The sequence below is a fragment of the Rhizobium sp. FY34 genome (genome assembly GCF_005222845.1).
Taxonomy (GTDB): Bacteria; Pseudomonadota; Alphaproteobacteria; order Rhizobiales; family Rhizobiaceae; genus Neorhizobium.
The window spans coordinates 484,563-498,812 of sequence record NZ_STFZ01000036.1 but is presented as its reverse complement, the minus strand read 5'-3'; the positions used below and the strand labels follow the sequence as shown (position 1 = coordinate 498,812).

12 protein-coding genes are annotated in these 14,250 nt (G+C 60.5%); 10 read left to right on the top strand and 2 right to left on the bottom strand.

What is annotated here, in order from left to right; translation table 11 throughout:
- Positions 1 to 112 precede the first annotated feature (112 nt).
- The 6 genes from topA (at position 113) to rpmG (ending at position 7,804) form a co-directional block, all read left to right on the top strand.
- Positions 113 to 2,800: a type I DNA topoisomerase gene (topA, locus tag E8M77_RS23560; protein WP_137133034.1), complete on the top strand. Its 2,688-nt coding sequence runs from the start codon at positions 113 to 115 to the stop codon at positions 2,798 to 2,800.
- An 89-nt stretch (positions 2,801 to 2,889) separates the two neighbouring features.
- Positions 2,890 to 5,151, top strand: a complete 2,262-nt coding sequence (gene rnr, locus E8M77_RS23555) for a ribonuclease R (protein WP_246659384.1) — start codon at positions 2,890 to 2,892, stop codon at positions 5,149 to 5,151.
- Positions 5,152 to 5,161: 10 nt separating this feature from the next.
- On the top strand, positions 5,162 to 5,623 hold the full coding sequence (locus E8M77_RS23550; RefSeq protein ID WP_137133033.1) for a DUF983 domain-containing protein: 462 nt from the start codon (positions 5,162 to 5,164) through the stop codon (positions 5,621 to 5,623).
- Positions 5,620 to 6,330, top strand: a complete 711-nt coding sequence (locus tag E8M77_RS23545) for an NUDIX domain-containing protein (protein WP_137133032.1) — start codon at positions 5,620 to 5,622, stop codon at positions 6,328 to 6,330. Before E8M77_RS23550 ends, E8M77_RS23545 begins: the two co-directional genes overlap by 4 nt.
- A 28-nt stretch (positions 6,331 to 6,358) precedes the next feature.
- On the top strand, positions 6,359 to 7,543 hold the full coding sequence (locus E8M77_RS23540) for an MFS transporter (RefSeq protein WP_137133031.1): 1,185 nt from the start codon (positions 6,359 to 6,361) through the stop codon (positions 7,541 to 7,543).
- Between the two features lie 93 nt (positions 7,544 to 7,636).
- A complete protein-coding gene (gene rpmG, locus E8M77_RS23535; RefSeq protein WP_137133030.1) occupies positions 7,637 to 7,804 on the top strand; it encodes a 50S ribosomal protein L33 in 168 nt (55 codons plus the stop codon).
- A gap of 668 nt (positions 7,805 to 8,472) precedes the next feature.
- Here the strand turns inward: rpmG and E8M77_RS23530 are convergent.
- Both E8M77_RS23530 and E8M77_RS23525 read right to left on the bottom strand, forming a co-directional pair.
- Positions 8,473 to 9,840, bottom strand: coding sequence for a PleD family two-component system response regulator (locus E8M77_RS23530; RefSeq protein WP_137133029.1), 1,368 nt, complete (start codon positions 9,838 to 9,840; stop codon positions 8,473 to 8,475).
- A gap of 15 nt (positions 9,841 to 9,855) precedes the next feature.
- Positions 9,856 to 10,227 (bottom strand): response regulator, encoded by a 372-nt coding sequence (locus tag E8M77_RS23525; protein WP_137133092.1) that lies wholly within the window; start codon positions 10,225 to 10,227, stop codon positions 9,856 to 9,858.
- A 127-nt stretch (positions 10,228 to 10,354) separates the two neighbouring features.
- Between E8M77_RS23525 and E8M77_RS23520 the strand changes: the two genes are divergently transcribed.
- The 4 genes from E8M77_RS23520 (at position 10,355) to E8M77_RS23505 (ending at position 14,110) form a co-directional block, all read left to right on the top strand.
- Positions 10,355 to 10,663, top strand: a complete 309-nt coding sequence (locus E8M77_RS23520; RefSeq protein WP_137133028.1) for a DUF3572 domain-containing protein — start codon at positions 10,355 to 10,357, stop codon at positions 10,661 to 10,663.
- Complete coding sequence (locus E8M77_RS23515) at positions 10,660 to 11,307, top strand: hypothetical protein (protein WP_137133027.1); 648 nt, start codon at positions 10,660 to 10,662, stop codon at positions 11,305 to 11,307. Before E8M77_RS23520 ends, E8M77_RS23515 begins: the two co-directional genes overlap by 4 nt.
- A 113-nt stretch (positions 11,308 to 11,420) precedes the next feature.
- The gene (locus E8M77_RS23510) at positions 11,421 to 12,713 is read left to right on the top strand and encodes a DNA polymerase IV (protein WP_137133026.1); all 1,293 of its coding nucleotides are present in this window, start codon (positions 11,421 to 11,423) and stop codon (positions 12,711 to 12,713) included.
- Between the two features lie 122 nt (positions 12,714 to 12,835).
- Entirely contained in the window at positions 12,836 to 14,110 is a 1,275-nt protein-coding gene (locus tag E8M77_RS23505) for a L,D-transpeptidase family protein (protein WP_137133025.1), read from the top strand.
- Positions 14,111 to 14,250 lie beyond the last annotated feature (140 nt).

Here is a 14,250-nt window from a genome sequence, read left to right as displayed (position 1 = left end):
TAAAATCGGATTTGCCTCTTGACCGCAGGCAAAACGCCCTCCATGTCGAGAGGTCAGATTTCGGTTGGAGACAATCCTATTTCCCGCCGTCCGCACGCCTCAGAGAACAAATATGAATGTCGTCGTCGTAGAATCTCCGGCCAAGGCCAAGACAATCAACAAGTATCTTGGCCCCGGCTACAAGGTTCTCGCCTCCTTCGGTCACGTGAGAGACCTGCCCGCAAAAGACGGCTCTGTGCTTCCCGACCAGGATTTCGAAATGTCCTGGGAGGTCGATGGCGCATCCGCCAAGCGGATGAAGGAGATTGCCGATGCCGTGAAAAACTCCGACGGTCTGTTTCTGGCGACCGACCCGGATCGCGAAGGAGAAGCGATTTCCTGGCATGTCCTCGACCTTCTGAAAAAGAAGAAGGTCATTGGCGACAAACCGGTGAAGCGCGTCGTCTTCAACGCCATCACCAAGAAGGCCGTGCTCGATGCCATGGCCAATCCGCGTGACATCGATACGCCGCTGGTGGATGCCTATCTGGCCCGCCGCGCGCTGGATTATCTCGTCGGTTTCAACCTGTCGCCGGTTCTGTGGCGCAAGCTGCCCGGCGCCCGCTCGGCCGGTCGTGTCCAATCCGTTTCGCTGCGTCTGGTCTGCGACCGCGAAACGGAGATCGAGCGCTTCGTACCGGAAGAATACTGGAACCTGTCGGCTCTCCTGAAGACGCCGCGCGGCGATGAGTTCGAGGCCAAGCTCGTATCGGCCGATGGCAAGCGCCTGGCTGCCCGTGGCGTGAAGAATGGCGAAGATGCCGGCCGCCTGAAGGCTCTTTTGGAAGCTGCTGCCTATACGGTCGAAAGCGTCGAGGCCAAGCCCGTCAAGCGCAATCCCGGCCCGCCCTTCACCACCTCCACCCTGCAGCAGGCCGCCTCCTCCAATCTCGGCTTCTCGGCCTCGCGCACCATGCAGGTCGCCCAGCGTCTTTATGAAGGTGTCGATATCGGCGGCGAGACCGTTGGTCTGATCACCTACATGCGTACCGATGGCGTGCAGATGGCGCCGGAAGCCATCGATGCCGCCCGCAGCGCCATCAACGGCCAATTCGGCCCCCGCTACCTGCCGGAAAAGGCACGCTTCTATTCCACCAAGGCAAAGAATGCCCAGGAGGCGCACGAAGCCATCCGCCCCACCGATTTCAACCGCACACCGGAAAAGGTGCGCCGCTTCCTCGAAGGCGATCAACTGCGGCTGTATGAACTGATCTGGAAGCGCGGTATCGCCAGCCAGATGGCGTCAGCCGAAATGGAACGCACCACGGTCGAAATCCTCGCCGAAAGCGGAGCGGGTCGCGCCGGCCTGCGCGCCGTCGGTTCCGTCGTGCGTTTCGATGGTTTTCTGGCCGCCTATGTGGACCAGCGCGAAGAGGGTGATGGCGCAGAGGACGACGAGGATGGCCGCCTGCCGGAAATCAACGCGCGCGAAAAGCTCGACAAGAAAAAGGTCAGTTCCAGCCAGCATTTCACTGAGCCACCGCCGCGCTATTCGGAAGCCTCGTTGATCAAGAAGATGGAAGAGCTCGGCATCGGCCGTCCTTCCACCTATGCCGCGACGCTGAAGACGCTGAGCGACCGCGAGTATATCGTCATCGACAAGCGCAAGCTGGTACCGCATTCCAAGGGCCGGCTTGTGACGGCCTTCCTCGAAAGCTTCTTCACCAAATATGTCGAATATGATTTCACCGCCGACCTTGAGGAAAAGCTCGACCGGATTTCGTCCGGCGAACTCAACTGGAAACAGGTTCTGCGCGAATTCTGGGACGATTTCTTTGCCCAGATCGAGGATACCAAGGAACTGCGCGTCACCAACGTTCTGGATGCGCTGAACGAAGCGCTGGCGCCGCTGGTCTTCCCCAAGCGTGAGGACGGCTCAGATCCGCGCATCTGCCAGGTCTGCGGCACCGGCAATCTCTCGCTGAAACTCGGCAAATACGGCGCTTTCGTTGGCTGCTCGAACTATCCGGATTGCAACTTCACCCGCCAGCTGTCGGCTGACGGTACGGAAGCCGATACGTCCGGCCTCAATGAACCCAAGGCACTCGGCGCCGACCCGATGACCGGCGAGCAGTTGACGCTGCGGTCGGGCCGTTTCGGCCCCTATATCCAGCGCGGCGATGGCAAGGAGGCCAAGCGCTCCTCGCTGCCGAAGGGTTGGAAACCGGAAGATATCGACCACGAAAAAGCGCTGGCACTCATCAACCTGCCGCGCGATGTCGGCCAGCATCCCGAAACGGCCAAGATGATCTCTGCGGGCCTTGGGCGCTATGGTCCCTTCCTGCTGCATGACGGCACCTATGCCAATCTCGACAGTATCGAGGACGTGTTCACAGTCGGCCTCAACCGTGCCGTCACGGTTCTGGCAGAAAAGCAGAGCAAGGGTCCCGGTCGTGGCCGCACGGCGGTCGCCGCATTGAAGGAACTCGGCGAGCATCCCTCGGGCGGCGCCATGACCGTGCGTGAGGGCAAATACGGCCCTTACGTCAACTGGGGCAAGATCAATGCGACCCTGCCCAAGGGCAAGGATCCGCAATCGGTCAGCGTTGAAGACGCGCTGGCGATGATTTCTGAAAAGGCCGGCAAGGCACCGGCCGCCAAGGGCAAGAAGGCAGCCCCCAAGGCTGCCGCGAAAACTGCGGCCAAGGCTGCAAGCGATGGCGAGACCAAGGCAGCCCCGAAGAAGGCCGCCGCCAAACCGAAATCTGCCGCAAAGCCGAAGGCCAAGGCGGCACCGAAGGCAAAGAAGACAGGCACGTGACGAGAGAACCGCACGAAGGCAAACGATTGAAGGCCGGTGGCCGCACCCTCTCCCTTCGTGCGGGAAAGCCTCCCTCGCCCGACAAACAGGTGATCGTGCAGGGCGTCGTGCCACCACGCGAAATCCTGCTGGAGTTCATTGCCGACAATCCCGAGCGCGCCTCCAAGCGTGAAATCGCCAAGGCCTTCGGGCTGAAGGGCGATACGCGCGTCGAGTTGAAGGACGTGCTGCGCGATCTGGAAGACGAAGGTCTTTTGCAGAAGAACCGCAAGTCATTGGTCCGCCCCGGCGCGCTGCCGCCAATGACCGTTCTCGACATCACCACCCGCGACAAGGACGGCGACCTCATCGGCCGTCCGGCCGAATGGCCAGAGGATATGGGTGCGGCACCGGCCGTTCTCATTCGCCAGTCCTCTGGCGATCGTGCGGCAAGCAAGGCACCGGCGGTCGGCCTTGGCGACCGGGTACTGGCGAAAATTTTCCCCAACAAGGATCGCGCCGGTCCCGCCTATACGGCCCGCGTCGTCAAGCTGATCGACAAGCATCGCAATGCAGCACTCGGCGTCATCCGCATGATGCCCGAAGGCGGTGCGCGCTTGATGCCCATCGACCGCCGCGGCGAGGAAATGCAGATTGCCAGTGACGATCTCGGCGCAGCCAAGGATGGCGACCTGATCGAAGCCGACGTGCTGCGCGGCAATCGCTTTGGCCTGACCCGCGCCAAGGTGCTCACCGTCGTCGGCTCGGTTGCCACCGAAAAGGCGATCTCGATGATCGCCATCTACTCGCACGGCATTCCGCACATCTTCCCGCAAACCGTTCTCGACGAGGCCAATGCCGCCACGCCCGCCAGCATGGTCAAGCGCGAGGACTGGCGCCACGTGCCGCTCGTCACTATCGATCCGGCCGATGCCAAGGATCACGACGATGCCGTCTATGCCGAACTCGATCCCTCGCCGGACAATGAAGGTGGCGTGATCGTCACCGTCGCCATTGCCGATGTTTCCTATTATGTGCGCACCGGCTCACCGCTGGACCGCGAGGCGCTGAAGCGCGGCAATTCGGTCTATTTCCCCGATCGCGTTGTACCCATGCTGCCGGAGCGTATTTCCAACGATCTGTGCTCGTTGCGCGAAGGTGAAGACCGCCCGGCACTCGCCGTGCGCATGGTGTTTTCGCATGAGGGCCGCAAGGTCGGCCACACCTTCCATCGCATCCTGATGAAGAGTGCCGCCAAGTTCTCCTATCAACAGGCGCAGGCGGCCATCGACGGCAGACCCGACGACAAGAGCGGTCCTTTGCTGGAACCGATCCTGAAGCCGCTCTGGCATGCCTATGCGGTGATGAAACGTGGCCGCGACCGTCGCCAACCGCTCGAACTCGACATGCCGGAGCGCAAGATCAAGCTGAAGCCGGACGGCACCGTCGATACCGTCATCATTCCCGAACGCCTCGATGCCCATAAGCTGATCGAGGAAATGATGATCCAGGCGAATGTCGCCGCCGCCGAGACACTGGAACTCAAGCGCCAGCCGCTCGTCTACCGTATCCATGATGCGCCTTCGCTTTCCAAGCAGGAAGTGCTGCGCGAGTTTCTGGCAACGCTTGGCATTCCCATGGCCAAGGGCGGGCAGATGCGCTCCAACTCGTTCAACGGCATTCTGGCCAAGGCTTTCGATACGCCGCACCAGACCATGGTCAACGAAATGGTGCTGCGCAGCCAGAGCCAGGCAGTCTACAGCCCGGACAATATCGGCCATTTCGGCCTCAATCTGATGAAATACGCGCATTTCACCTCGCCGATCCGCCGCTATGCGGATCTGATCGTGCATCGCGCCCTGGTCGGGTCTCTCGGGCTTGGCGAAGGTGGCATCAAGCCGGAGGAAGAGGCACAGCTCGAGGATATCGCCGCTGAAATCTCGACCTTCGAACGGCGCGCCATGGCGGCCGAACGCGATACGATCAACCGGCTGATCGCCCACCATCTGGCAGAACGCGTCGGCCAGCAATTCGAGGGCCGCGTCTCGGGCGTCACCAAGGCAGGACTATTTGTCGCTTTGCCCACCTATGGCGCCGATGGCTTCGTACCCATATCTACGCTGGGCACCGATTACTTCCATTATGACGAAAGCCGTCAGGCACTGATCGGTGAACGCACCAGCCTCGGCTTCCAGCTCGGCGATACGGTGGATGTGAAGCTCGTCGAGGCGATCCCGCTTGCCGGCGCCCTACGCTTCGAGATCGTTAGCGAAGGCCGAAAGCTCGGCATCGCCACGCGCTCCTTCCACAAGTCCGGACGGGGCGGCGGGGCCAGGAAACCCGGAACCAGGCCGCCACGCCGCGGTCGGTAGGAGACAGACCATGTCAGTGCCCGGCGATCAGACGACACAGCAGCCCCTTCGTTATGGACAGGCGGATCGCCCGGAGCGCCCCATGGGCCGTTCCATCCTGCGAGGCTTCAAGGGCACCTGTCCGAAATGCGGTACCGGCCGGCTGTTTCGTGCTTTCCTCAAACCCGTCGATGCCTGCGCTTCCTGCGGCGAAGACCTGCATCACCAGCGCTCGGATGATCTGCCGCCCTATATCGTCATCTTCGTCATCGGCCATGTCACCGTCGGCGGCTTCATGATGACCGATATGGTCTGGCCCCTGTCGATGTGGACGCATCTAGCCATATGGGCACCGATCACGGTTCTGACCGCCATGCTGTCGATCCAGCCCATAAAGGGAGCGGTGATCGGCTGGCAATGGGCATTGCGCATGCATGGTTTCGGCGATGAGGACGAACACTTCGATCCCGGTCGCGGCGGCCCTGTCGAATGACCGCTCTGGGCATGCCTCAGCATGACGTGCCATCTGTGGACAATCCGTCCACAGCACCCTCTGTCGCGATGCGCCCGCGGCCCTCTGCCTCGCTGATCCTCATCGACCGCAGCCGCGCGTGTCCGCATGTCTTTGTCGGCCGGCGAGGCAGCGCGCATGCCTTCATGCCGGATCTCTACGTGTTTCCCGGCGGCAGGCGCGATCGCGACGACCACGCCCTGCCCTATGTCGAGGATCTCCATCCGGCGGCCCTTCAGAGCCTGCTGCGCAGCGGTCCGTCACGACTGACGCCGGCCGGTGCACGCGCGCTGGCCCTGGCTGCGCTTCGCGAGCTGGAAGAAGAAACCGGCCTATCGATTGCGCGAGACGATGCCTTTGGGCGTCGGGCTGCGGATCTGTCGAGCCTGCGCTATCTGGCGCGCGCGGTCACGCCGCCGGGCGCCGTTCGCCGTTTCGACAACCGTTTCTTTGCCACATTCGTCGATGAGGCCCGCATCGATTTTGCCTCCTTGCGCGAAAGCGAGGAGCTGAACGATTTCCGCTGGCTGGCGCTTGATGACCTGCAATCGCTGCGGTTGCCCGAGATACTTCACTGCATTTGCGCCGATTTGAAAATTTTACTTGAAGCGCAGAGTGGTTTGCCGTTTGGAAGCGAACTCTACAGATATACAAATCGCAACGGTCAGTTCCAGCGTAGTCGGTTGTAAGATGGATTTGCACTCAAAGGATTCCCAGATGTCGAGCGCGGCGGGCGGCAATGACGGCCACCCCGAAGAAATTCACTGGCCATCCCTCGTCGCCGCCATATCCGCCATCAGCGCGGTGGGCATCGCCATCGGTCTCGGCCTGCCGCTTCTCAGCATCATTCTGGAAAAGCGCGGCATTTCCTCCACCATGATCGGGCTCAATTCGGCCATGGCCGGCATTGCCGCCATGGCGGCAGCCCCCATCACGACGCGACTGGCCCATGAATTCGGCGTGGCGCGCACCATGCTCTGGGCCGTGGTGATTTCGGCCATCAGCGCGCTTGGCTTTTACTATGCGCAAGCCTTCTGGATGTGGTTTCCCCTGCGCGTCGCATTCCACGGGGCAACGACCACGCTTTTCATTCTGTCGGAATTCTGGATCAATGCTGCCGCACCGCCCAGGCGCCGAGGTCTTGTCCTCGGCATCTATGCCACCGTGCTGGCACTAGGCTTTGCCATGGGGCCGTTGATCTTCTCGGCGATCGGCAGCGACGGCATCCTGCCTTTCCTGATCGGTGCCGCCGCCATCATGCTCGCCTTCATCCCGATCTATATTGCCCGCGCCGAAAGCCCGGTTCTAGACGAGAAGCCGCAGAAACACTTCATGCGCTATGTCTATCTGGTGCCGACAGCCACCTGCGCCGTCTTCGTGTTTGGTGCGGTGGAAGCCGGCGGTTTGTCGCTGTTTCCCGTCTATGCAACCCGCACCGGCATTGCTGAATCGGACGCCGCCCTATTGCTCACCATCATGGGCATCGGCAACATGGTCTTCCAGATCCCCTTCGGCATGATCTCCGACAAGCTGAAGGACCGCCGTCCCATGCTGTTCCTGATGGCGCTGGCGGGCCTTGCAGGTGCATTGGCGCTTCCCTCGCTTGTTGGCAACTGGTGGCTCATGGCCGGCCTTCTGCTCATCTGGGGTGGCTGTGTGTCCGGCCTCTACACCGTGGGGCTCGCCCATCTCGGCTCCCGACTCACCGGATCGGATCTGGCGGCAGCCAATGCCGCCTTCGTTTTCTGTTATGCTGTGGGAACGGTGGCTGGCCCCCAGGCCATTGGCGCAGCCATCGATATCAGTGGAAACAACGGCTTTGCCTGGGCTTTGGCGAGCTTCTTTGCCATTTATGTCGTGATATCGCTTGGCCGCACCCTTTTCACCCGAGAACGGACTTGACTTTTCGGGCGCGATTTGTAGGTTCGCGCCAGATTTGCTGCGGACTGCGCACAGGCGTTCGCGGCTCGATTTTTATTTAGAGGCAGGAAGACCATGGCGAAAGCTACGACCATCAAGATCAAGCTGCTGTCGACGGCCGATACCGGTTTCTTCTACGTCACGACGAAGAACAGCCGTACGATGACGGACAAGATGACCAAGACCAAGTACGACCCGATTGCACGCAAGCATGTCGACTTCAAGGAAACCAAGATCAAGTAAGTTTGATCCGTTATCCAGATCAAAGGCGCGGTCCGCAAGGTCCCGCGCCTTTTGTCGTTTCAGGACGCAGTATTCCACACGCCGAACAACAGTCCATCGTAAACGGTCGTTCAGCCAGCACAAGGCTTCCTGGATCGGATCTCGGCTCAGCGAGCCCGGACGAATGACGAATATATTGGATGATATTGGAGAGGGATCCGGGGGTCGGTCAGCATGCAATGCGGCACGAGGAACCACGTATATGCATGCCGACCGACCGACCCCACGACCCAGGAGATGCGGCGGACCTGAGCATCATGGGGTATGTCTGCTCCATCTGGAGCTTGATCCCGCAACGTCAACCTCGCGTAAAAACGACAGGAAATCAACCTTTTCTTAAGCAGAGCTCAAAATGCTGCACAACATGGTTAAAAACAGGGCAGTTTTTCCGGCTGTGCAAACGGTCCTGCACCAGTAAAAGCGGCAGGATCTGACTTCACGAATACACATAGGCCAGGCGGCGTTCAGTCGGCCGGTGCCAATTGGCTATCGCATTTCGATGCGCGAAACAAAGCGGCACAGTGTGTCCCTGTTCATAAACGGTTGCTTAACTAAACAGTCCAGACATTTGAAAAATCTTAGGCATTGCGCGGCGCGATAAACTCGGAAAAAGGCCACCTCACCTAGCGTCAGGCGGCAGCGGCAACGACGCGATTGCGCCCCTGGTTCTTGGCCTCGTACAAAGCCTTGTCTGCCTGCTTCATCAACTGTTCCGGCGTATCGAGGCCGGACAGGTTGGTGGCGATCCCCAGAGACGCCGTGATGTTCAATGTGAGGCCTGTGCCGGGCAGATCGAAGGGAGCCTGCTCGATGATTCGGCGCAGGCGCTCGGCAATCGCGGTGGCGGAGGTGCCATCGGTATCAGGCATCACCACGACGAATTCCTCGCCGCCATAGCGGCAGGCAAGATCGGCGCCGCGCACGGTGGTGCGGATGCGTTTTGCAAATTCCTTCAGCACCTCATCGCCGATATCGTGGCCATAGGTGTCGTTCACCTGCTTGAAGCGATCGATATCGGTTATGCACACCGATAGCGGTCGCCCGCGCACTGCTGCGCGGTTGAATAGCGTCTTCAGGTGATTGTCGAGGTAGCGACGGTTGTTGAGGCCCGTCAGGCCATCCGTGACGGCCAGTTCGATGGTCTGACGGACACTGGAGCGCAGGCGGTCATTGTAGCGCTTGCGCTTGATCTGGGTCAGCGTGCGCGCCACCAGTTCGTTGGGATCGATCGGCCGGATGATGTAGTCGTTGACGCCCAGGTCTAGCGCCCGCACGACCACGTCCTCCTGGCCCAGATCCGTCACCAGCAGCAGCGGCAGGAAGCGCGTGCGCTCCAGCAGACGTAGTTGCGAGCAAAGCCGCAGCGGATCGTAGTCCTCGCTATTGCCATTGACGATCACCAGGTCGAATGCATTTTCTGCCGCCTCGAATACGGCCGCCTGCGGGTCCGACATGGCCGTCACTTCGGCCACGGGCTTCAGGGTGCGGATGATGCGTTCCTGTGAGCTGGCACGGCTGTCAACCAGAAGGACCTGTCCGGGAGCATCCATACTCTCCAGCCGCATGAAATCATCCATGCCGACATTGCGCGCCGTTTCGGCGCGGATGCGCAACTCGTCGCTCAGCATCTTCAACCGCACCAGGCTTTTCACCCGCGAGACAAGTTGCAGGTCGTTGACCGGCTTGGTCAGAAAATCATCGGCACCGGCTTTCAGGCCGCGTACCCGGTCGGCGGACTGGTCGAGCGCGGTCACCATCACGACGGGGATATGGGAAGTACGCGGATTGGCCTTCAGCCGCTCGCAGACCTCGAACCCATCCATGCCGGGCATCATGATGTCGAGGAGGATGAGATCGACGGCGGTATTGTCGACGATCTCCAGCGCCTTAAAGCCGTTGTCTGCGGTCAGCACATCGAAATATTCGGCAAGCAAACGTGCTTCCAGAAGCTTCACATTGGCCGGGATATCATCGACTACCAGGATACGCGCCGTCATTGTCCCCGCCTCTCCTCAGGCATCCCCGAGATAGGTCTTGATCGTCTCGATAAACTTCGGCACCGAAATCGGCTTCGATACATAGGCCTCGCAGCCGCCCTGGCGAATGCGCTCCTCGTCACCCTTCATCGCAAAAGCCGTGACGGCCACGACGGGAATGACGTGCAACTCATCGTCTTCTTTCAGCCACTTTGTGACTTCAAGTCCTGACACTTCAGGAAGCTGTATGTCCATGAGGATGAGGTCAGGGCGGTATTTGCGGGCAAGATCGAGCGCTTCCATTCCGTTGCGCGTCTGGATCGTCGTATAGCCAGAAGCTTCGATCAGATCGCGGAAGAGCTTCATGTTCAGCTCATTGTCTTCGACAATCATCACCCGCTTGGGCATATTACGCATCCTTAATTCCTGCCTTGCCGGCATATCTTTGAGATATAAGCTCGCAGGCGGCCGATTCCATCATCAGGTCAGCCGAGACTAGAGCGATTTGGTTGAAGAAAAGGTAATTTATATCCGTATGCGCGTTGACAAGGGAAAATCGCCTCCATTGGCCAAGCCGGATGAGACAGCAGCAGCGCTTTTGCAGTGGCTTGCCGGAGAACCTGACATGCTGAGCCGCTTTCTGGCGCTGTCCGGGTTGCAGGTAAACCAGTTGCGCACAGCGATCGGCGACCCCGGATTTCTGGCCGGCATGGTGGATTTCGTCATGGCGCATGAGCCGACGCTGATGGCCTTTTGCGAGGCAAGCAACTGGAAGCCCGAGGCGGTGGTGGCCGCCTGGCACCATTATTCCGGCCAGGGCCTTGATTCAGGCCAATTCGAATGAGTGAGACCATCGATCTGACCCATCTGCGCCTCAGCGACCGCCCGCTTGCCGTCTGTGATGTGGATGACGTGGTGCTGGAATTTCTCAACCCCTTCGACAATTACATCGCAAGCCGTGGCCACAGGCTGGTTCCCCGCTCCTATCGGCTGCACGGCAATATCGTTTCGGCAAAAGATGAAACGCCGGTGGATGACAAGGTGGTGAGCGAGCTGATCCTTGCCTTTTTCGAGGCGCAGGAGGACTGGCAGACGCCGTTTGGCGATGCGGTGGCCAGCCTGCACAGGATTGGCGAGGCGGCAGACGTCGTTTTCCTCACGGCCATGCCGCCGCGCTATACCCAGATGCGTCGTCGCCTCCTGGACCGGCTCGGCCTCACCTTTCCGCTTCTGGCAACCGAAAGCCCGAAAGGCCCGGTGATCCGCCAGATGCATGGCACAAGGCCGCTTCCCCTCGCCTTCATCGATGACATGGTCCATAATCACGTCTCGGTCGCACAGGCCGTGCCGGAATGTCTGCTCGTGCACCTGATGCCAACCTCTGCAATGCACCAGCATGCGCCAAAACCCATGGCGCCAGTCACCTCGGCGCAGGATTGGGAACACGCGACACAGATGATCCTTCGCCATTTCGGCAAAGCCGGCTGAATTTTCAGTGGTGCGGTCGGCCATCCACAGCCGCGTCACCGCCGGCTTCAATGGTCGCTTGTCGAGAGGACTTGGCAGGACTAAGGTGAGTTTGTTCAACCTTTGTTCCGGCCATGACCCCATTTCCTGCCACAGATCCGGGCTTCTGTCGCGACTGCCTGACCGGGCAGCCGGATGGACTTCGCCGTTGCCGCGCCTGTGGCAGCCCGCGCCTCGTCTATCACCGCGAACTGTACAATCTCACCATTGCCCATATCGATTGCGACGCCTTCTACGCTTCCGTCGAGAAGCGTGACAATCCAGAGCTTGCCGACAGGCCGGTGATCATTGGCGGCGGTAAGCGTGGCGTCGTGTCCACGGCCTGCTACATTGCCCGCATCAGCGGCGTGCGCTCGGCCATGCCTATGTTCAAGGCGCTGGAAGCCTGTCCCGATGCGGTGGTCATTGCGCCCAATATGGAAAAATACGTGACGGTTGGCCGGCAGGTCCGCACGCTGTTTCAGGAATTGACGCCGCTGGTGCAGCCGATTTCCATCGACGAGGCCTTTCTCGACCTGTCTGGCACCGAGCGGCTTCACCATGATCCGCCGGCGCGGATTCTTGCAAGGCTAGTGCGCCGGGTGGAACAGGAAATCGGCATCACGCTCTCGGTCGGCCTGTCCTACTGCAAGTTCCTCGCAAAAGTGGCGTCCGACCTGCAAAAGCCGCGCGGCTTTTCGGTCATTGGCGAGGCAGAAGCGCTCGCCTTTCTTGCGCCGCGACCGGTCACCACCATCTGGGGCGTCGGCAAGGCCTTTGCTGCGACGCTGGAGGCCGATGGCATCCGCACCGTGGGCCAGTTGCAGACCATGCAGGAAGGCGATCTGATGCGCCGCTATGGCAGTATGGGCCAGCGCCTGTTTCGTCTGTCGCGCGGCATTGATGATCGCACCGTCCACCCCAATGATCCGGCAAAGACCGTTTCGGCCGAAACCACCTTCTTTGAGGACATTTCCCGCTATGAGGATCTCGTGCCGATCCTGCGCCGGCTTTCGGAAAAGGTCTCATCGCGCCTCAAGAAGCAGGAGATTGCCGGCCAGACCGTGGTGCTGAAGCTGAAGACCGCCGATTTCAAGAGCCGTACCCGCAACCGGCGACTGGAGGACCCGACACAGCTTGCCGACCGCATTTTTCGCACCGGACTCAACCTTCTGGAAAAGGAAACCGATGGCGCAAAATTCCGGCTGATCGGCATTGGCGTGAGCGACCTCACCGACCCGGCACGCGCCGATCCGCGCGATCTTGTCGATGAACAGGCCGGACGTCGCGCCGCCGCCGAAGCGGCGATGGACAAGCTGCGCGACAAGTTCGGCAAGGCGGCGGTGGAAACCGGCTATACATTCGGCACGCGACGCCGCGATCAATGAAACGTGATGAGTTTTTCAGCTGCTTTTTCCAGGCGACATCAAGGCCGGACGCGGCGCATCTAAGCCTTCCTTAAACTTCGACGGGTAATGTCATATCTCAGTCTTGCGTAAGAGGTTTTGTGATGTTCAAGCGTGCGGCGATCGTACTTGCTCTGGTATCGAGTTGTGCGACAACGGTTGCCGCCGCAGACGATGCGCGCACTTTGCAGATCATCGTTTCGAAGGAGAGCCAGCAGCTCACCGTCTATGATGGCGCAAATGTGGTGGCGAGCTCCAAGGTATCGACCGGCAAGCCCGGCCATGACACGCCGACCGGCATTTTCTCGGTGCTGGAAAAGCGCAAATATCACGAATCCAACCTCTATTCGAACGCTCCCATGCCGTGGATGCAGCGGTTGACCTGGTCCGGCATCGCGCTGCATGAATCAAAGAGCGTACCCGATTACCCGGCCTCGCATGGCTGCGTGCGGCTGCCGGCAGCCTTTGCAAAATCACTGTTCCAGATGACGGCGCGCGGCGTGCATGTCATCATCAGCGATGAAACCGTGGCGCCCGTTTCCATTGCCCATGCCACGCTGTTTGCGCCGCCGGCACTCCGGCCAGCGGGTGATTTCCTGTCCGATGTGCCGCTGCGCCCCTCCAATGTCCACAGTTCCATCCAGCAGGTGGAAGTGGCGATGAACATGCCCCGATCCCCTGTTTCCGGCTCACGCCTTTCGGGCTCTTCGACGGTCATCGATCAGCCGCAGGCGGCAGAAGACGAGAGCGCGCCGCTGCGCATTCTCATCACCCGGCGTAGTGAGCGCGATCAGCTCGCCGACATGCAGGCCATGCTGACCGAACTCGGCTTTGATGCCGGTCCGGCCGACGGTATTCTGGGTACCGCCACGCGCAGCGCGCTTGCCGGCTTCAAGCGCTGGAAACAGCTGCCGGACAAAGGCCCGCTGCTGACTGAGCAGGTCGAGGCCGCCCTCTATGCGTCTGCCGGACGCCAGACAGCACCGAACGGACAGCTGATGGTGCGTCAGGGGTTCAAGGACATTCTGTCCGAACCCGTCGCCATCAAGGACCCGAGCCACGCAATCGGCACGCATTTCCTCACCGTCACCGCCGTGGACCGCGACAAAGGAACCGCCGCATGGCAGGGGCTGACACTCTCCAACGACCTGCCGGACGCGACTGCCAAACGGCTGGGCATCACGCTTGAGGCGGATCGCGGCCCGGACGCGCTGAAGAATGTCCTCGACCGGATCAGCATAGCCGATGATCTGCGGACGAGGATCAATGCGATGATCTCGACCGGGACATCGCTCACCATCACAGATCTAGGCCTTGGCCCCGAAACAGGCGACGGGACCGACTTCATCACCGTGACCCATCGCGGGCCGCGTGGCTAAACTTTGGCCGGCCCGCCTGCACGGTTCAGATGCTGAATCCGCCGATGGCCTCATCCTCTTGTTTGCAAATCCAATTCGCCTCCTCGAGGAGCATACATTACCGCCTCATGCAGTGATTCAAGCCGCTCGGACAATGATTC